Here is an 18,736-nt window from a genome sequence, read left to right as displayed (position 1 = left end):
CGGCGGTCGCCAGGCGTCATGGACACGGACGGCGGGGCCCCGGTGCGGGGCTCCGCCGTTGTCTCGCGCTCGCCGCACCCCGGCGCCTCACGGAGGGCCGGGCGGCGGCGGTGATGACCGGGTTCAGCCCGCCTGGAGCGAGGTCGCCCGGAGGGCCAGGCGCTCGCGGAGCATGTCAATGGACTCGTCGATGCGGGGCGCGGCGGCTTGAGCGCGGACGCGGCGGCCGTCCAGATCGACGACGGCCTGGGCCAGCGCCGGGCGCGGCAGCGACGGGTCGTTGACGACGCTCAGCGTGACCTGGACGGACGTGACGCCGCGGGCGTCGGACAGTGCCCCGCGGACGGCCCGCTCCGCGGCGGCGCGCTCGTGCGCCGAGACATCGCCCGAGGTCAGGAACCGGATCTCCGGTCGCTCACGGGTCGCGTTCATGGCTCTCCCCTAGATGCGGTGGTGGTCGTCTCTCGGCAGAGCGGCGGCTGCGGCCGCCCTCTGACAGGGTGAACGCTCCGGCCGCCCGAGATCTTGCCCGCCCGGGACGAGAGCTTCGTCACGCCCGCGGCGGCACCCGAAAACTCACCAAAATGCGTGACGGGCGACCTTCACGCGTCGTACGACCCATCGCGGAATGGCTTGTCAGGATTGGCCGCGCGCATTGCCGAGAAGGGCTGTCAATTGGCGCGCCGGCGGCGGCGCGGCCGACTGTGAAATGATACCCGAACCGGCTCGGCGGACGCGCCGGCGCCACGGTCCGCAGCCATACCGCCACCGACAGCACTGGTCACGGGACCGCACCGCCTGCGGGCGCGTCCCGCGGGCGCCGGCGACTCCGATCGGGTACGCGTTTTTCATATCTCCCGAAAACGCGTCCGCATCCACTAACATAGGGCGGTGCCGTGCCACCTCCGCGCAGACTCCGTCGACTGGCTGGTGACCCCTTGCCCCAGGATTCAGCTGTCCCCACGCCTACGGCCGAAGGCGATCCGGCCGGAGGTGTGATCGGTTATCCGCGGCGCGGCGGCCCCACCGTCCTGCGCATTCTGCTCGGCGCGCAACTGCGCCGGCTGCGCGAGGCCCGCGGGATTTCCACCGAGCAGGCGGGCTACGAGATCCGCGGCTCCCATTCGAAGATCAGCCGGATGGAGCTCGGCCGGGTCGGCTTCAAGGAACGCGACGTCGCCGACCTGCTCACCCTCTACGGCGTGACGGATTCCGCCGAGCGCGCGCCGCTGCTGCGGCTCGCCCAGGAGGCCAACGACCCCGGCTGGTGGCACCAGTACGGCGACATCCTGCCGAGCTGGTTCGAGGTGTACCTGGGGCTGGAAGAGGCCGCCTCACTGCTGCGCACCTACGAACTGCAGTTCGTCCCGGGGCTGATGCAGACCGAGGACTACGCGCGCGCCGTCGTCCGGCTCGGCTACTCCGAAGCCTCGGAGGAGGAGGTCGAGCGGCGCGTCCAGATCCGCACGACGCGGCAGGAGCGGTTCACCTCTCCCGGGGCGCCGACGCTGTGGGCCGTCCTGGACGAGGCCGTCGTCCGCCGCCCGCTCGGCGGCCGGCAGGTGATGCGGGCCCAGCTCCAGCACCTGATCGAGATGTCGGAGCTGGCCCATGTGACGCTGCAGATCGTGCCGTTCGGCGCGGGCGGGCACGCGGCGGCGGGCGGCCCGTTCACGATCCTGCGCTTCGCCGAGCCGGGCCTGTCCGACGTCGTCTACCTGGAGCAGCTCACCAGCGCGCTGTACCTCGACAAGCCGACGGACGTCGACACCTACATGCGCGCGATGAACAACCTGTGCATCACGGCGGCGCGTCCCGACGACACCGCCCGGTACCTGCACGGCATCCTGCAGGAACTCTGACCCGGTCAGAGCGCGTCGCCGCCGATGACCCGCTGGTCCCGGCTGCGGCTTCCGCCCCGGAACTCCGCGATGACGTCCCCGTCCGGGACGCGGCGCACGGTCACGTCGTAGATGCCGCTGCGGCCGTAGCGGACGCGTTCGGCCGCGACCGCCTCCAGGACGTCCCCGCCGCGCGCGCTCGCCACGAACACCACGTCGGCGGACGCGGCGACCGTCACGGCGTCATGGGTGTTGCACGCGTACGCGAACGCGGAGTCGGCGAGCAGGAACACGTAGCCGCCGTGCGCGATGCCGAACCCGTTCACCATGGTCTCGGCGACCGCCATGCGGAGCCTCGCCCGTCCGGGCGCGACCTCGGCGATCTCCATGGCGAGGTCCTGCGCCACCTTGTCCCGTGCGTACATCGTCTCGGCGCATCGCCGCGCCAGCTCCGCCGCGTCGTCCACCGGGCCAGCGTAATGACCCCGCCGCGCCGGCGGGTGCCCGGCTTGAGGGCCGCGCCCCTGGGAAGGTCATCGGGGGTTCGGAGGTTGACAGCGGTGGCCGCGCCGCGGCCGGAACCGGAACGAGGAGGACCCATGCTGTACGGCAAGGAACACGTCCAGCGCTACCAGGAGACCGACGGGGCGGAGGGCCACGACTGGCAGGGCACGACGACGCTGCTGCTCACCACGACCGGGCGGAAGTCCGGCAAGGAGCGCACGACGCCGCTCATCTACCAGCCCGAGGGCGACGCCTACCTCGTCGTCGCGTCCAAGGGCGGCGCGGACGAGCCGCCGCTGTGGTATCTGAACCTCCAGTCGGACCCGGAGGTGAAGGTGCAGGTGAAGGGCGACAGGTTCACCGCGCGAGCGCGCACCGCGACGCCCGAGGAGAAGCCGGCGCTCTGGCGGAAGATGACCGCCACCTGGCCCGCCTACGACGAGTACCAGACGAAGACGAGCCGCGACATCCCCGTGGTGGTGCTGGAGCGCGCCTGAGCCGCCGCCGGCGCGGGTTCCCTTCCGCGGTGCGGGCCGGGCGTGTAGCGTCGTCGTAGAACATCCATTCGACCGCCGTCCGCCCGACGCAGCCGAGGTGCCGAGGTGCCCACGCCCGAGACCGCCGACACCGATCCGCCGCCGCGGCTGCTGCGTCGCTGGGACATCGGAGTGCCGGGCGCGGCGAGCCCGCTGCCGGCCGGGCCCGGCCGCCGGTGCTGGCGCGTCGACACGGCCGCGGGGGCGTTCTTCCTCCGCGAGTACGCCGAGCCCGACCGGCGCCGCGTGCTCTTCCAGCACACCGTCACCGCCGCGCTGGACGCGGCCGGGCTGCCGGTGCTCGCGCCGGTGCCGGCGCGGGCCGGCCGGACGCTGCTGACCGCCGCCGGCCGCGGCTACGTCCTGTACCCGTGGGTCGGGGGCCGCGGGCGCGGCGGGCTGGAGCTGACGTTCGGCGGCTGCGAGACGCTCGGCGAGCTGCTCGGGCGGCTGCACGCGGCGCTGGACGAGCTGACCGCGCCCGTCCAGCAGACCATGCTGGTGCCGACGCCGCGCGCCGCCGATGCGGCCGCCGCCGTCGAGGAGATGCTGCGCGACGTCCCGGGCGAGGGCGACGGCACCGACTTCGACGCGCTGACCGCGCGCCGCCTGCGCGAGCGCCGCGGCCTGCTCGCCGAGTTCGCCGGGCACCAGCCGCCCGACATTGAGGTCAGCACGGTCGGGCACCTGCACGGCTCGTTCCACGCCGGGCACCTGCGGTACGGCGGGGCGGGCAACGTGACCGCCGTCCTCGGCTGGGACGGGCTGACGACAGGCCCGGTCGCCGGCGAGGTGGTCCGCGCGGCGGCGCGGCTGTTCGCGTGCGACGACGAGCGCGGGCTCGACCTCGACCGCGTGCAGGCGTTCGTGCGGGGGCACCGTTCGGCGTACCCGCTGGACGCCGGGCAGATCCAGGCGGCCGTGCACCGCGAGTGGTGGGAGCGGCTCTGCGACGTCGCGCCGCTGCGGCACCGGTACCTGGGCGAGGACGGCACGGGCGGGCGCGGCCCGGCGTCGCTCGTGGCGTGGTGGTCGGCGCAGCTCGACCGCACCCTCGACGCGTTCGCCGCGCCGTACACGGCCGTGTACGCCGGCGCGCCGGACGACGGCCACGCCTACGGCTGACCCTCCGCCGGCCGCTGGGTAGGGGTATCCGGGATGCGCGACGCGCAGCCGTGTGCGAGGCTTGCCCCCGCACGGTTATGAACCAAATAGTCCAAAATGGGAGCGTGAGATGACACAGGTCGCGATGCTCGGCACCGGGATCATGGGCGCGGCGATGGCCCGGAACCTGCTCCGGGCCGGCCATCGGGTCGCCGTGTGGAACCGCACGGCGGCACGGGCCGAGCCCCTCGCCGCCGACGGCGCCGCGGTGGCGGGCTCCCCCGCCGAGGCCGTGGACGGCGCCGAGGTGGTCATCACCATGCTGAAGGACGGCGAGACCGCCCTCGCCGTCATGGCCGAGGCGTCGCCCTCGCTCCGCAAGGGCCAGGTCTGGGCGCAGATGGGCACGGTCGGCCTCGCGTCCCTCGGACGGCTCGCGGCCTACGCCGCCGAGCGGGGCCTCACGTTCGTCGACGCGCCCGTCCAGGGCACGAAGCAGCCCGCCGAGCAGGGGAAGCTGCTGGTTCTCGCCGCCGGCCCGCAGGACGCGCGGACCGTCCTCGGCCCGGTGTTCGACACCGTCGGCGCCAGGACGCTCTGGCTGGACGAGAACGGCGCGGGCGGCGCGGGCACCCGGCTGAAGCTGGCCGCGGTCAGCTACGCCATCTCGCTGACCTCCGTCGTCGCCGAGTCCGTCGCGCTGACCAAGGGGCTCGGGCTCGACCCGGCGCTGCTCGGCGAGGTCCTCACCGGCGGGCCGCTCGACAGCGTGTACCTGCAGATGAAGATGAAGGCCATGGTGGAGGGCGACTTCGAGCCGAGCTTCGCCGTCCGCAACGCCGAGACGAACACCCGGCTGATCCACGAGGCGGCGGAGTCCGCCAAGATCCGGGTGGACGTCAACGACGCGGCGGGCGAGCGGCTCCGCCGCGCCATCGAGCAGGGGCACGGCGACGAGGACATGGCCGCCACCTACCGCGCGAGCTTCCTCGCCTGAGCGGCCGCCCTTCCGGGTCACAAAACTGGAAAACACTGGAACTGTCCGGAAGTACCTGTACTGTCTGCCGCATGCCCCGGCCCCCCGGCGTCCCGACCCCCGACGAGCTGGAGACGCGCATCACCGAGCTGCGCGCCGCCGTGCGGCGGGCCATGGCGACCGGGGGCCGGCGGGAGGCCCGCGACCTGCGCGCCGAGCTGCGCCGGGCCGAGAAGGCCTGGGACGACGCCGTCCTCGGCGAATCCGGGCCCGCGGCCCGCGACGACGCCGAACGCGGTCTGCTGCCCGTCCGCGACCAGGTCCACCAGGCGCTGACGCTCCTCGGCGCGCCGGCCGCGCCGAAGCTGATCGGGTCGGTGTACTCGGCGTTCTTCCCCGGCGAGATCCCGGGGACCCGGCTGACGAGCCTGCGCCGCGACGAGGAGCGCTCGTTCCGCACCGCGCCGTACGCGCGGCCGTACTACCTCTGCGCCGCGCTGACCGCCGACCTGCTCGCCCCCGCCCGCGGGCTGCTCACCGTGAGCACCTGGCCGCTGGAGCAGCGGATCGTGGGGCCGCTGAGCCCCCGCACCGACTTCCTCACCGCTGCGGTGCGGCTCGCCGAGCACGCGGGGCGCGGGACGCCGTCCCCGGACGTCCAGCGGCTGCTGTGGCGTTTCGCGTCCAACATTCCCGGCGCGGTCACCGGTACGGTCGGTACGGCCGATCCGGCCTCGCTCGCCGGGGCCGCCCGGGCCGAGCTGGACGTCCACCGCGAACCCGACCGGCGGCGCCGCGAGGCCGCCGCGGCCCGCGCCCGGGAGCGGCTCGACGACGCGGAACGGCTGTTCGGCAGCCGGCTGCGCGCCGTGCGCGCGTCCGGGCGCCGCCCTGCCAGCAACGGAGAAACGGACCCATGACCGACACCGCACCGGATCTGGACCGGCTGCGCGGCGCCACTCCCCCGCGCAACCACGACGCCCGCACGATCGCCGCGCTGACGTCCAATCCGGGCTGCGCCCGCCGCGGGGTGATGGACGCGGCGGGCGTCGACAAGGACGCGGTGGCGCGGGCCCTCGGGTTCCCCGCGCCGTTCGGGCAGTCGCAGTTCGCGATCACGCGCGGGAACGTGTTCGAGGCGCAGGTGAAGGCCGACGGGTGCGCGGAGCTGCTGACGCTGCTGCGCGACCGGCTCGGCCTCGACGTGCCGGAGGTCGCCTACGACGACCTGGAGGTGGTCGCGGGCAACGAGGGCCGGGAGCTGCGCCACTCGCGGACGCGGCGGCTGCTCGCCCGCGCGCTGGAGTCGGGCGAGGGCACGCTGTTCGACCATCCGCTGCTGCGGCTGGAGATCGCCGGGTGTCCGGCCTACCTCGAGCCGGACGTCATCGCGTTCCAGCTCGCGGGGCGGCTGCACGTCATCGAGGTCAAGTCGTTCGCCGTCGTGGACGGGCAGGCCGAGCCGGAGCAGGTCGCGGCGGCGGCCCGCCAGTCGGCCGTGTACGTGCTGGCGCTGCGCCGGCTGGTGGCCGAGCTGGGGCACGACCCGGCGCGCGTGTCGCACGACGTGTTCCTGGTCTGCCCGGAGAACTTCTCCAACCGCCCGACGGCGACACCGCTGGACGTGCGGCCGCAGCTCGCCGTCCTCGAACGGCAGCTCGCCCGCCTCACCCGCGTGGACGCGCTGCTGGCGGAGCTGCCCGCCGACCTGAGCTTCGAGATCGGCGGGGCGCTGGCGGCGTCGGTGCGGGCGGTGGACGCCCGGTACGCGCCCGAGTGCATGTCGGGCTGCGAGATGGCGCTGTTCTGCCGGGACGAGGCGCGCGCGTGCGGCGCGACGGGGGCGCTGGGCCGGTCCGTCCGCGACGATCTGGGCGGCGTCGACACGATCGGCACGGCGCTGGCGCTGGCGGACGGCTCGCTGGAACCGTCCGACGACCTGGCCGAGACCGCCGAGCAGCTGCGCGCGGCGGCCCGGCTGCGCGCCGAGGCCCTGCACGGGGCGGCGTGATCGCTTCATGAGCGCACTGTCCTCGCTCGCGCAGCTGCAGGCGGTGGCCGCCGGGGTCGCGCAGCCGCTCGCGACCGTCCGGCACTGCCACCTCGCGGACGCGCCGCTGGTGCTCGTCCCGCTGAAGCTCGCCGGGGAGGCGGCGGCGCCGCTGGCCGTCCTGGTCGGCAGCGCGCCGGACGATCCGACGCTGCTGGTCGTGCCGCAACCGCGCAACCGCGACCTGCGGTTCGCGTTCGCCGCCGACCTCGCCAAGCTCGTGCTGAACCACATCGAGACGAGCCGGGGCCCGGTGGAGGAGCTGCCGCCCGGCAAGGAGGGCGAGGAGCGGATCCGGTACGGGGACGCGCCGCAGCTGCTCGTCCCGAACCGGGGCGGCGTCGCGTTCCTGCGGCTGATGGGGCGGTCGACGCGGTTCCGCGGCACGGAGGGCCCGTACGCGGTCGACCCGGCGGTGCCGGTGCTCGGCCGGTGGCTGACGTGGTTCGCCGACCGGTACGACCATCCCGGCTCGTCGCTGCTGCTGGCGATGACGGAGGCGCTGCGGCTGCACTGGGCGACGGGCCAGAGTTCGCTGGAGGACGGCAACCTCGCGGCCCTGATGGGCTGGATCGACCCGCCGGACGGCATGGACGGCCCCGCCGCCGCCGCCCGCGCCGAGGACCCGGTGCTCTGCCCGCCGGCCGGCCCCACCACCGACCCGACGTTCGACAACGAGGTCCTCGCCCCGGCGATCGCCGCCTACGACCGGGCGGGGCGCGGTTCGCGCGCCGAGGAGCGGCTGCGGGGCGTCCTCGCGGACCAGCTCACCCCGACGTGGGACCTGATGTGGCGCGCCGTCGGGCTGCTCCGCGCGCTCCCCGGGGGCGCCGGCGTGCCGCGCCGCTGGGAGCGCGACCGGGACGCCTTCACCTATTACCACCAGACGTTCGGCGAGGCGTATCCTCAGGCCCGCCGCGACCCGCCCGTCCGGGCGGCGCGGCGGCTGCACGACCTCGAACGCGCGCAGGACGCCTACGACGCGCAGCGCGCGTTCGACGACCCGCTGGTCATGGCCGAGCACCGGCTGAACGGCCAGGCGTTCGGCGGGACGGTCACCGAGTGCGACCCCACCCGGCTGGACGAGACGGGCAAGCGGCCGAAGCTGCGCCCGCTGCTGCGGGTCGGCACGCCCGACCCGGTGCGGCTCGACATCGGGACGACCGTCTGCAACGCGGCACGGCCCGCGCTCAAGGGGAGGATCGTGGAGATCGGCGACGGGTCCGTGCTGCTGGAGCTGACCGGCGGGATGGGCCGCAAGCTCACCCCGGAGCCGGGCGCCGTCCCGCAGGCCGGCGATCGGGTCTGCTTCACGTCACTGACGGAGGGCTCGTACGGCGCGGCGAAGTTCCCCGACCGCGAGGACACGCCGTGGACGCACGGCGGGCCGCCCGGCGAGTACGCGCCGACCGACGAGGACGCCGAAGAGGAATGGTCGTGACCGGACACGCGGGCCGCCACCTGGTGCCGGTGGCGGCGGACGACCTCGACCCGTCCGAGGCCGCCGCGCGGGTGGTCGACGGCGTCCTCGCCGACCTCGCCGGCGGGCACCGGGGCGTGGTGGTCGACTCGCCGCCCGGCGCGGGCAAGTCGACGCTGGTCGTGCGCGCCGCCGCGCATCTCGCGGAGGCCGGCGAGCGGCTGATGATCGTGGCGCAGACGAACGAGCAGGTCGACGACCTCATCGAGCGCATCGCGGGCAAGCACCCCGACATCACCCTCGGCCGGCTGTCGGCGTCGGGGTACGTGCCGTCCGAGCGCGTGCTGGCGCATCCGTCGGTTCGGGTCGCGCAGAAGGCCGGCGACCTCGCCGAGCACACCGTCGTGATCGCGACGGCGGCGAAGTGGGCGACACTGCCGGACGGCTCGTGGCCCTGGGCGATCGTCGACGAGGCGTACCAGATGCGCTCGGACATGCTCCTGCGCATCGCCGGACGGTTCGAGCGGGCCCTGTTCGTCGGCGACCCCGGGCAGCTCGACCCGTTCTCCACCGTCGAGGTCGAGCGGTGGGCGGGCCTGACGTGGGACCCGATGCGCAGCGCGGTGTCCGTGCTGCTCGCGCACAACCCGGACCTGCCCGTCCACCGGCTGCCGGTGTCGTGGCGGCTGCCCGCGTCGGCCGCGCCGGTCGTGTCGCGGGCGTTCTACCCGTTCACCGGCTTCCGCGCCGGGACGGGACCGGGCGACCGGCGGCTGGAGTTCGGCGCGCGCGGCATGGGCACGACCTACGACCAGGCGCTCGAAGAGGCCGCGGCGACCGGCTGGGCCCTGTACGAGTTGTCGGCGCGGCACACGCTGCGCACCGACGCCGAGGCGGTCCGCGCGACGGCGGCGCTCGCCGTCCGGCTGCTGCAGCGCGGCCCCGTCGCGCACTCCGAGCAGGGGCCGGGCCCGGTGGACGCGGCGCGCGTCGCGATCGGCGCCGCGCACCGCGACCAGGTGACCGCGATCCGCGCCGCGCTCGGCCCGCACGGCGACGGCATCACCGTCGACACCGCGAACCGGCTGCAGGGCCGCGAGTACGACGTGACGGTCGTCCTGCACCCGCTGTCGGGCCGGCGCGACGCCACCGCGTTCCACCTGGAGTCGGGGCGGCTGTGCGTGCTGGCGTCACGGCACCGGCACGCGTGCGTCGTGGTCGCGCGGGCGGGCATCCCCGAACTGCTGGACGCGCACCCGTCCGCCGAGCCGGTGCACCTCGGCGTGCCGGTGAAGTTCCCGGACGGCTGGGAGGCGAACCAGTCGGTCCTCGCCCACCTGGCCGGGCACCGGGTCGCGGGCGCCTGAGCGGCGGCTGAGCGGCGGCTGAGCGGCGGCTAGGCCGATCCGGCGGTCGCCGCCCACCGGCCGGCCCGCGGCACCTGCCCGATCAGCGGCCGCAGCGAGTGGACGTCCACCCGGCCGAGGCGGTGCCCCAGGATCTCCGCCGTCCCCCGCGTCGGGTGCGTGTAGGCGCCGAGGATGCCGAGCAGCGTGCTCTTCCCCGCGCCGTTCGGCCCGATGAGCGCCCAGTGCTCGCCGCGCAGCACGGTCATCGTGACGCGGTCGAGGAGCCGCCGCTCGCGGACCAGATCGATCTTGTCGGCGTTCAGCACGACGTCGGACACGGGACCTCCCCGTTCGAGAACTCGGCAAGGGGGCACGCTGGGGGGAATGGGCGGCGCGCCGGACGCGGAGGCCGGGATCGCCGGGGACGGGCGCGTCGGTGACGATCTTCAACGTACCCGAGACGCACCGCCCCGGTACGACGGAGGCGTCCGGGCGGATAATGTGAGATCCGGTGCCTCAGCGATCAGGAGGGGGACATGGAGGACATCGGCCTCATGTGCGCCCGCTGCGGCGGCGAGGTGCACGACGTGACGCACAACCGCGAGGGCTCGCTCGACGGCGTCGGCTACCGCCACAACCGGCGGGTCGAGCCGTGGGACCACGAGCTGGAACTGGCGGTCGGCGAGGCCCTCCCGCTGGAGCCGGGCTGCGACTTCTGCGGCGCGTCCGGGCCGAGCTGGCTCTACTACCCCACGCTCGACCCCGACGACACCGACATGTTCGAGGTCGAGCTCGACACCACGGACCTCTCGGACGACGACACCGCCGTGGCCGTCCTCAACATGCTCTATCCGTGGTACGCGTGCGACACGTGCTCCGTCCTCGTCGCCGACCGCAACATCGACGTCCTCATCACCCGCGCCCTCGACCGCACGCCCGTCCGGGACGACGGCCCCGTCGACGAGGACACCGTCCGCGCGCGGCTCCAGGGCTCCCTCTCGGTCTTCTTCACGACCCGCCCCGGGCGCCCGCAACCGTCGCGCGCCGTGTAGCGTCGTCCCACCCCAGGGGACGGGGTGCCGGTGGGGGTCATTAGGATCTATGCCGTTTTGGTGAGGTGCGTGTGGGTACGGGGGCGCAAATGATCATTGAGGAACGGTTCCACGGGCCGGACGGCTCGGGGAACGGAGGGTACGTGGCGGGGCGCCTGGCGGGGCGGGTGCTGATCGACACGGTCACGGTGACGCTGCGGCGGCCGCCGCCGCTGGACACCGGGCTGACCGTCACGGTGGAGGACGAGCGGGGCCACAGCGCGCGGCTGTGGGACGGTGACCTGCTGGTCGCCGAGGCGCTCGCGGGCGCGATCGTGGTGCCGCCGATCCCGCCCGTCCCGTTCGAGCGGGCGGTGGAGGCCGCGGAGAAGTACCGGGCGCAGGAGAACCACCCGTTCCCGGGCTGCTTCGTGTGCGGGCCGGACCGCGAGCCCGGCGACGGGCTGCGGCTGGAGCCGGGGCCGGTCGGCGAGGGCACCGTCGCGACGCCGTGGGTCCCGGAGCGGGTGCCCGAGCGGGAGCTGGTGTGGGCGGCGCTCGACTGCCCGGGCGGGTGGGCGTTCGACGTGGCGGGCCGCCCGGCGGTGCTCGGCACCATGACCGCGCAGGTGATGGACGTGCCGGAGGCGGGCGAGCAGTGCGTCGTGCTGGGGCTCGCGCGCAGCCGCGAGGGCCGCAAGATGCACGCCGCCACCGCGCTGTACGGGGCGGACGGGCGGCTGCTGGGCCGCGCCGAGCAGATCTGGATCGAGATCGACCCCGAGGTGTTCGGGCACTGACGCCGCTGATTCGGCACCGGCCCGCCGGTGCCGAATCCGCATGAGTCGCGGAAATGTGCCGTCCGGCATTGTCGTCCCGGACGGATCCGCTGTTCAATCTGAGCTTCCGCGGATACGGAGGCACGACTCATGAGCGGAGACGGATTACTCATCCTGGGGCTGGCGGCGCTGGCGATCTACACGGGCGTCCACTGGGAGCGGGCGCGCCGCAGCGTGACGGACCTGCGGCTCACCCGGCGCCGGGTCAGCACCCTGCGGCAGACCGCGGCGCGGGAGCGCGGCCAGGTGGTGTTGATCACCGCGGTGGCGGTGTTCGCGTTCTTCCTGGCGGTCAGGTACGGCTGAGCCCGGGCGGGATCCGCCCGGGGCCGGTCAGCGGACCCGTCAGGGGCCGGCGAACAGGGGGTCTTCGCGGTCCACGCCGTTGAGGGGGCGGCCGTGGTTCCGCGGCTCGCCGCCCGGCGTCTGGTGGCCGCCGGTGTTCGAGCCCGGCGTCCCGTTCGGCAGGGGCGACCCGTTGGGGCCGGGCGTCCCGTGCGGGGCGGGGGCCGCGTTCGGGAGCGGCGCGCCGAGCGGCATCGGGACGCCGTTCGGGACGGAGCCGTGCCCGGCCGGTCCGCCGATCGGGGGCAGGCCCGGCGGCGGGCCGGCGGGCGGGGCGCCGGCCGGGAGGCCCGCCGGCGGCACGGGGGTGCCGCCGCCCGGCATCCGGCCGCCCGGCGGGACGTTCGACGACAGCGTGCTGTGGGTGAACTGGTCGACCTGGCGGCGGGCCCGGTCGGCCTCGGCGCGGGCGGCGTCGCGCTCCTCGGCGAGGGCGGTGAGGGCGGCCTGCTGCTCGGCGACCGACTGGGACAGCTGGCGCAGCTGCACGGCCTGGTCGTTGATCTTGCCGCGCAGCTCGTCCCGCTCCGCCGTCGCGGCCGCGGCCTGCGCCTGGGCGGCGTCGCGCTCCTTCGCGGCCTCCTCGGCGCGCGCGTGGGCGCGGACGACCTCCCCCTCGGCCTCGGACTGGGCGCGCAGCGCGGCGGTGCGCTCGGCCTCGGCCTTGCTCGCGGCCTGCATGGCACGCTGCCGCTGCGCCTCGGTGTCGCGCATGGCCTTGCGGAGGTCCTCGGCGCCCTGCTTGGCGACGGCGGCCTCGACGCGCTGCGACTCGGCGGCGCCCTCGGTCTCGGCGACCCTGGCGTGCAGGCCGACCAGCTCGGCCCGCGCCGCCTCCAGTGCGGCGAGCAGCTCGGTCTCGCGGGCGGCGACGCGGTCGCGCTCGCTCTCGGCGGCGAGCTTCGCCGTCATCGACTGCTGCGCGATCTGGTGCGCCTCCTCCCACGCCTGCTGCGCGGCGTCGCGCTTGGCGGTGGCGAGCTTGGCCTCCTCCCGCGCGCGGCCGGCCTCCTGCTCGGCGGCCTCCGCGCGCTTGCGCGCCGTGGACGACTCCTGCCAGGCCTCCTCGGCGCGGCGCTGGGACGCGTCGCGCTCGCTCTGCGCGATGGCGAGCTCGCGGGCGGCCTCGGCGCGCACCTCGGCGACGCGGCGCTCGACGCCGGCGACGCTCAGCTCGGAGGTCAGCGACTCGGCGAGCAGGTCGGCGGCCTTCTCCAGCCGCTCCACCATCTCCCAGGCGGACGCGACCTGGCCGGTGAGGCCCGGCGCGTCCCGGCCGCGGTCGCGGCGCTCGCGCGCCTCGCGGGCGCAGACGCCGTCGTTGTCCTGGCAGTAGCGGACCGCGCGGACGGCCCCCACGGGCTGCGGGACGGGGCGCCCGCAGTTCGCGCACGGCCAGACCGTGACCGGGTCTCCCATGCGGGCGACCGCCGTCTCGGTGGATTCCCCCGCGCCTCCGGAGACCGCGCCGGCCCGGGGAGCCGCGGCCGTCCCCTGGGGGCCGCTATTGTCGCGCTCTTCGCTGATAGGCATGGAATGAACCATACGCACTGATCGAAGTTGCTGCAGTGACTTGGGAGGTAGATGTGGGGGTGCCCACTTCGTCGTTCAGTGAGCGGCGAAGCGGTCGGTGGCCTCGATGAGCCGGTCCCGGGTGCCCGGCTCGGAGCCGCCGTGCCCGGCGTCCTCGACGATGCGGAACTCCGCTTCGGGCCACGCCCGGTGCAGCTCCCAGGCTTGGCCGGGCGGCGTCTTCACGTCGTAGCGGCCGTTGACGATCACGGCGGGGATGTGGCGGATCCGGTCGACGCCCGCGAGGAGCCCCTCCTCGGCGAGGAAGGCGCCGTTGGAGATGTAGTGGTGCGTGATGCGGGCGAACGCCAGGACGGTGGCGTCGTCCAGATCCGGCGGCGGGACGGGCAGGAGCGTGTTGGCCGACAGCTCCCAGGCGATCCAGGCGCGGGCGGCCGGGACGTGGACGGCCGGATCCGGGTCGTGGATGCGGCGCCCGTAGGCGGCCATCAGGTCGTCCCGCTCGGCGGGCGGGATCGCGTCGCGGAACGCCGCCCATTCGGCGGGGAAGAGGTGCGCCGCGCCGGTCGGCGTGAACCCCCACGCCTCGTCGGGCGGGCGGACGAGGTAGACGCCGCGGAGGACGAGCCCGGTGACGCGGTCCGGATGCGCCTGCGCGTAGGCGAGCGCGAGGGTGCTGCCCCAGCTTCCGCCGAACACCAGCCACCGCTCGACGCCGAGGTGCTCGCGCAGGCACTCGATGTCGTCCACCAGGCGCAGGGTGACGTTGTGCTCCAGCGACACGGACGGGTCGCCGGCGTGCGGAACGCTGCGCCCGCAGCCCCGCTGGTCGAACAGCACGATCCGGTATTTGGACGGGTCGAAGAACCGCCGGTTGTCGGGGAGCACTCCGCCGCCTGGACCGCCGTGCAGGAACACCGCGGGCCTGCCGCCGGGGTTCCCGCAGGTCTCCCAGTGGATCCGGTTCCCGTCGCCCACGCGCAGCAGCCCGGAGTCGTACGGCTCGATCGGCGGGTAGTACTCCCTCAACAACATGATCCAGTCCTACCAGGCGGTCAGAGCTGAGCCATCGCCTTGCGGATGCGCTTGTCGGACACGGGGAAGCGCGTCCCGAGCTGCTGGGCGAAGAGGCTGACCCGCAGCTCCTCCAGCATCCAGCGGATCTGCCGGGCCGGTTCGTCCTCGCGGCGGGACGGGTGGAGGCGGCGCAGCGCCAGCTCGTACTCCTGTGCCAGGACGTCGACCTGGTGCGCGAGCATCCGGTCGCGGCCCGGGTTCTCGGGGAGCTTGTCGAGCCTGGCCTGCAGGGCGCGCAGGTAGCGGGGCAGGTCGGGCAGCCGCGCCCAGCCCGTCGCGGTGACGAACCCCGGATGGATCAGGTTCCCGAGATGCCCGCGGATGTCGGTGAGCGCCGCGACGAGCGTCAGGCTCGTCGTGCCGCGCAGCCGCCGGTCGACCTCGTGCGCCTCGACCAGGATCCGCTCGACCAGCGTGACGATCTGCGCGGTCGCGTCGTGCAGGCCGGCGCGGACGCGGTCGTACAGGGCGCGGAAGCCGTCCTCGTCCCATGCGGGGCCGCCCGCCTCGGCGATGAGCCGGTCGGCGGCGGCGGTGACGCAGTCGTCGAACAGCGCCGTGACCGAGCCGTGCGGGTTGTGGCTGAGCGCGAGCTTGCCCTGGTTCGTCAGGCGGCCCTGGATGAGCTTCACCGGGGACGGCGCGTTCAGCAGGATCAGCCGGCGCGTGCCGAGCCACATGGCGCGGCGCTGCTCGGCCTCCGTCTCGTACATGCGGACGGCGACGCTGCCGCCCTCGTCGGTGAGCGCCGGGTACGCCTTGACGTCGTAGCCGTTCTGCTTCTGCTCGTAGGTGCGGGGCAGCTCGCCGATCGTCCACTCGGTGAGACCGGATCGCTCGATGGTCGACGCCGCCTTCGACAGCGTCCCGCGAACCTTGCCGGCGAGGCGGCGTTTCAGCTCGTCCAGGTCGGTGCCCTCGCCGAGCGCGCGGCCCCTCCCGGCCGCGCCGTCGTCGACGACGCGGAACGTGATGCGCAGGTGGGCGGGCAGCCGGGACGGGTCCCACGCCTCCCGCGCGACGGGCACGCTCGTCATCGCGGTCAGCTCTCGCTCCAGGGCGTCCAGCAGCGGCTCGGTGCGCGGCGCGACCCGGTCGAGGATCTTGCGGGCGTAGTCGGGCGCCGGGACGAAGTTGACCCGCAGCGGCTTCGGCAGCGACCGGATCAGCTCGGTGACCAGCTCGGCGCGCAGCCCCGGGACCTGCCACTCGAACCCGTCCGGCCGGACCTGGTTGAGGACCTGGACGGGGATGTGCACGGTGACGCCGTCGGCGTCGGCGCCGGGCTCGAACTGGTAGGTGAGGCGCAGGCGCAGCGGCCCCTGCTTCCACACGTCCGGGTAGTCGGACTCGCTGACCCCGCCCGCGGTCTCGTTGATGAGCATCGACTTCTCGAACCCGAGCAGGTCGGGGTCGGAGTGCCGCGCCTTCTTCCACCAGGAGTCGAAGTGCCGCCCGGAGACGACGTCCTCGGGGATCCGCTCGTCGTAGAAGTCGAAGAGGGTCTCGTCGTCGACGAGGATGTCGCGGCGCCGGGCGCGGTGCTCCAGCTCCTCGACCTCGTCCAGCAGGGCGCGGTTGTCGTGGAAGAACCGGTGGTGGGTCTCCCAGTCGCCCTCGACGAGCGCGTGCCGGATGAACAGCTCGCGCGACAGCGCGGGGTCGATGCGGCCGTAGTTGACCTGGCGGTCGGCGACGATCGGCACCCCGTAGAGGGTGACCTTCTCGCGCGCCATGACGGCCGCCTGCTTCTTCGACCAGTGCGGCTCGCTGTAGTTGCGCTTGACCAGGTGCTGCGCCAGCGGCTCGATCCAGTCGGGCTCGATCCTGGCGTTGATCCGCCCCCACAGCCGGGACGTCTCGACCAGCTCCGCCGACATCACCCAGCGCGGCGGCTTCTTGAACAGCGACGACCCCGGGAACACGGCGAACTTCGCGCCCCGCGCACCGAGGTACTCCTGGCCCCGGCGCTGCTTCTCCTTCTTCTCGGCGTCGATGAGCCCGATGTGGGAGAGGAGGCCGGCGAGCAGCGAGACGTGGATGCGGTCGGGCGGCGCGTCGGCCGTGTTGAGCGTGACGCCCAGCGCCTTCGCGACCTGCTTGAGCTGACCGTGGAGGTCCTGCCACTCGCGGACGCGCAGGAAGTGCAGGAACTCGTTCTTGCACATGCGGCGGAAGGCGCTGCCCGACAGCTCCTGCTGCTGCTCGCGCAGGTAGTTCCACAGGTTCAGGTAGGCCAGGAAGTCCGACGCCGGGTCGGCGAACCGGCGGTGCATCTCGTCGGCGGCCTGCTGGTGCTCGGCGGGACGCTCGCGCGGGTCCTGGATGGACAGCGCCGACGCGATGACCAGCACCTCGCGCACGCAGCCGTTCTTGTCCGCCTCCAGCACCATGCGGGCGAGGCGCGGGTCGACGGGGAGCTGGGCGAGGCTGCGGCCGAGCGGGGTGAGCCGCTTGCGCGGGTCCTTCTCGGCCGGGTCGATGGCGCCCAGCTCGTGCAGCAGGTCGACGCCGGCCTTGACGTTGCGGCGGTCCGGCGGCTCCAGGAACGGGAACGCGGCGATGTCGCCGAGGCCGAGCGAGGTCATCTGCAGGATGACGGACGCGAGGTTGGTGCGCAGGATCTCCGGGTCGGTGAACTCGGGGCGGGACTCGAAGTCCTCCTCGGAGTACAGCCGGATGCAGACGCCCTCGGAGACGCGCCCGCAGCGCCCCTTGCGCTGGTTCGCCGACGCCTGCGACACCGGCTCGATCGGGAGCCGCTGCACCTTCAGCCGGTGGCTGTACCGGGAGATGCGGGCGGTGCCGGGGTCGACGACGTACTTGATGCCCGGCACGGTCAGGGACGTCTCGGCGACGTTGGTCGCGAGCACGACCCGCCGGCCGCGATGCGCCTGGAACACCCGGTGCTGCTCGGCGGCCGACAGCCGCGCGTACAGCGGCAGGACCTCGGTGGCCGCCTTCCTCCGGGTGAAGTGCTTGGTCAGCGCGTCGGCGGTGTCGCGGATCTCGCGCTCGCCGCTGAGGAAGACCAGCACGTCGCCGGGGCCCTCGCGGCCCAGCTCGTCCACCGCCTCGGTGATCGCCTGGATCTGGTCGCGGTCGGGGTCGGCGGACGGGTCGTCCGGGTCGGTGACGGGCCGGTACCGGACCTCCACCGGATAGGTGCGCCCCGACACCTCCACGATCGGCGCGTTCCCGAAGTGCTCGGAGAAGCGCTCCGGGTCGATCGTCGCCGAGGTGATGATCACCTTGAGGTCGGGACGCCGGGGCAGGATCTCCTTGACGTAGCCGAGCAGGAAGTCGATGTTGAGGCTGCGCTCGTGCGCCTCGTCGATGATCAGTGTGTCGTACTGGCGGAGCAGCCGGTCGGTCTGGATCTCGGCGAGCAGGATGCCGTCCGTCATCAGCTTGACGAGCGTGCCGTCGCTGGACCGGTCGGTGAAGCGCACCTTGTAGCCGACGGTGTCGCCCAGCTCGGTGCCGAGTTCCTCGGCGATGCGGTCGGCGACCGTGCGGGCCGCCAGCCGCCGGGGCTGGGTGTGCCCGATCGAGCCGAGGACACCGCGGCCCAGCTCCAGGCAGATCTTGGGGATCTGGGTGGTCTTGCCGGACCCCGTCTCGCCCGCGACGATCACGACCTGGTGGTCGCGGACCGCGGCGAGGATGTCGTCCTTCTTCTGCGCCACCGGCAGCTCGGCCGGGTACCCGATCGCGGGCACCGCGAGGCGCCGCCGCTCGACCCGCCGCCCGGCGGCCTCGACATCGGCGGTGATCTCCTCGGCGACCTTCGCGCGGCGCGCGGCGTCCCGCATCTTCTGGGCGCCGTCGATCCGGCGGCGCAGCCGATGCTGATCACGGAGCATCAGCTCCGGCAGGCGCGCGCGCAGGCCGGCGAGCGGCGATTCCACACTCGTCCTCATATCCGTCACCAAGGATAGGGTTCCGGGCACGCGGCCCTGCTCACCCCGCAAACCTTCGCACCGTAGCCGGAACGCCCCGTCCGGGGCGATCCATTTTCGGTGGCGGACGTACAACGCCCCGCCGCGGGGCCGCATTCCATGCCCGGACCCCGGACAGGGCGGAGCGCCGGGCCGGGGCACCCGGCGACGGCGCGCCGCGTCCGCCGTC

General features: G+C 74.2%; 16 protein-coding genes and 1 pseudogene. 11 read left to right on the top strand and 6 right to left on the bottom strand.

The features are described from left to right. Positions 1 to 123: 123 nt before the first annotated feature. Positions 124 to 432 (bottom strand): hypothetical protein, encoded by a 309-nt coding sequence (locus AL2_RS27660; protein ID WP_067638596.1) that lies wholly within the window; start codon positions 430 to 432, stop codon positions 124 to 126. A 563-nt stretch (positions 433 to 995) separates the two neighbouring features. Here AL2_RS27660 and AL2_RS27655 point away from each other — a divergent pair. Beyond that, positions 996 to 1,862, top strand: coding sequence for a Sco1979 family transcriptional regulator (locus tag AL2_RS27655; protein ID WP_067638594.1), 867 nt, complete (start codon positions 996 to 998; stop codon positions 1,860 to 1,862). Positions 1,863 to 1,867: 5 nt separating this feature from the next. Here the strand turns inward: AL2_RS27655 and paaI are convergent, their stop codons facing one another. Then, positions 1,868 to 2,308, bottom strand: a complete 441-nt coding sequence (gene paaI, locus AL2_RS27650; protein WP_245666987.1) for a hydroxyphenylacetyl-CoA thioesterase PaaI — start codon at positions 2,306 to 2,308, stop codon at positions 1,868 to 1,870. 132 nt (positions 2,309 to 2,440) lie between these two features. Here paaI and AL2_RS27645 point away from each other — a divergent pair, with 132 nt between their 5' ends. The 7 genes from AL2_RS27645 to AL2_RS27615 all read left to right on the top strand — a co-directional run bounded on the left by AL2_RS27645 (position 2,441) and on the right by AL2_RS27615 (position 9,798). After that, positions 2,441 to 2,842, top strand: coding sequence for a nitroreductase family deazaflavin-dependent oxidoreductase (locus tag AL2_RS27645; RefSeq protein WP_067638592.1), 402 nt, complete (start codon positions 2,441 to 2,443; stop codon positions 2,840 to 2,842). Positions 2,843 to 2,947: 105 nt separating this feature from the next. Continuing rightward, complete coding sequence (locus AL2_RS27640) at positions 2,948 to 4,006, top strand: phosphotransferase enzyme family protein (protein WP_067638590.1); 1,059 nt, start codon at positions 2,948 to 2,950, stop codon at positions 4,004 to 4,006. Between the two features lie 109 nt (positions 4,007 to 4,115). Next, complete coding sequence (locus AL2_RS27635) at positions 4,116 to 4,982, top strand: NAD(P)-dependent oxidoreductase (RefSeq protein ID WP_067638588.1); 867 nt, start codon at positions 4,116 to 4,118, stop codon at positions 4,980 to 4,982. A 71-nt stretch (positions 4,983 to 5,053) separates the two neighbouring features. Next, positions 5,054 to 5,881 carry a hypothetical protein gene (locus AL2_RS27630; protein WP_067638586.1) on the top strand — a complete coding sequence of 276 codons (828 nt, stop codon included), beginning with the start codon at positions 5,054 to 5,056 and terminating at the stop codon, positions 5,879 to 5,881. Beyond that, positions 5,878 to 6,972 carry a hypothetical protein gene (locus AL2_RS27625; RefSeq protein ID WP_067638584.1) on the top strand — a complete coding sequence of 365 codons (1,095 nt, stop codon included), beginning with the start codon at positions 5,878 to 5,880 and terminating at the stop codon, positions 6,970 to 6,972. The genes AL2_RS27630 and AL2_RS27625 overlap by 4 nt, the downstream gene beginning before the upstream one ends. Before the next feature lie 7 nt (positions 6,973 to 6,979). Then, a complete protein-coding gene (locus AL2_RS27620; protein WP_067638582.1) occupies positions 6,980 to 8,452 on the top strand; it encodes a hypothetical protein in 1,473 nt (490 codons plus the stop codon). Next, on the top strand, positions 8,449 to 9,798 hold the full coding sequence (locus AL2_RS27615; RefSeq protein WP_245666985.1) for an AAA family ATPase: 1,350 nt from the start codon (positions 8,449 to 8,451) through the stop codon (positions 9,796 to 9,798). Before AL2_RS27620 ends, AL2_RS27615 begins: the two co-directional genes overlap by 4 nt. 71 nt (positions 9,799 to 9,869) lie before the next feature. On the opposite strand, the pseudogene AL2_RS27610 reads toward AL2_RS27615, so the two are convergent. After that, positions 9,870 to 10,118: pseudogene (locus AL2_RS27610) on the bottom strand (ATP-binding cassette domain-containing protein); the annotation flags it as partial. A 198-nt stretch (positions 10,119 to 10,316) separates the two neighbouring features. On the opposite strand from AL2_RS27610, the gene AL2_RS27605 reads away from it, so the two are divergent. From AL2_RS27605 to AL2_RS27595, 3 genes are all read left to right on the top strand, one after another. Further along, entirely contained in the window at positions 10,317 to 10,832 is a 516-nt protein-coding gene (locus AL2_RS27605) for a hypothetical protein (protein WP_067638578.1), read from the top strand. A gap of 89 nt (positions 10,833 to 10,921) precedes the next feature. Continuing rightward, complete coding sequence (locus tag AL2_RS27600) at positions 10,922 to 11,611, top strand: hypothetical protein (RefSeq protein WP_067638576.1); 690 nt, start codon at positions 10,922 to 10,924, stop codon at positions 11,609 to 11,611. A 129-nt stretch (positions 11,612 to 11,740) separates the two neighbouring features. Beyond that, the gene (locus AL2_RS27595; protein WP_067638575.1) at positions 11,741 to 11,956 is read left to right on the top strand and encodes a hypothetical protein; all 216 of its coding nucleotides are present in this window, start codon (positions 11,741 to 11,743) and stop codon (positions 11,954 to 11,956) included. A gap of 39 nt (positions 11,957 to 11,995) precedes the next feature. On the opposite strand, the gene AL2_RS27590 is transcribed toward AL2_RS27595, so the two are convergent. From AL2_RS27590 to hrpA, 3 genes are all read right to left on the bottom strand, one after another. Continuing rightward, positions 11,996 to 13,528, bottom strand: a complete 1,533-nt coding sequence (locus AL2_RS27590) for a coiled-coil domain-containing protein (RefSeq protein ID WP_245666983.1) — start codon at positions 13,526 to 13,528, stop codon at positions 11,996 to 11,998. Positions 13,529 to 13,603: 75 nt separating this feature from the next. Then, positions 13,604 to 14,557: a prolyl aminopeptidase gene (pip, locus tag AL2_RS27585; protein WP_210747787.1), complete on the bottom strand. Its 954-nt coding sequence runs from the start codon at positions 14,555 to 14,557 to the stop codon at positions 13,604 to 13,606. Between the two features lie 26 nt (positions 14,558 to 14,583). Further along, complete coding sequence (gene hrpA / locus AL2_RS27580; protein ID WP_067638570.1) at positions 14,584 to 18,528, bottom strand: ATP-dependent RNA helicase HrpA; 3,945 nt, start codon at positions 18,526 to 18,528, stop codon at positions 14,584 to 14,586. Positions 18,529 to 18,736 lie beyond the last annotated feature (208 nt).

Origin of the sequence: Actinomadura latina NBRC 106108, assembly GCF_001552195.1 — a bacterium.
GTDB lineage: Bacteria > Actinomycetota > Actinomycetes > Streptosporangiales > Streptosporangiaceae > Spirillospora > Spirillospora latina.
This window is presented reverse-complemented; position numbering and strand designations above follow the sequence as displayed.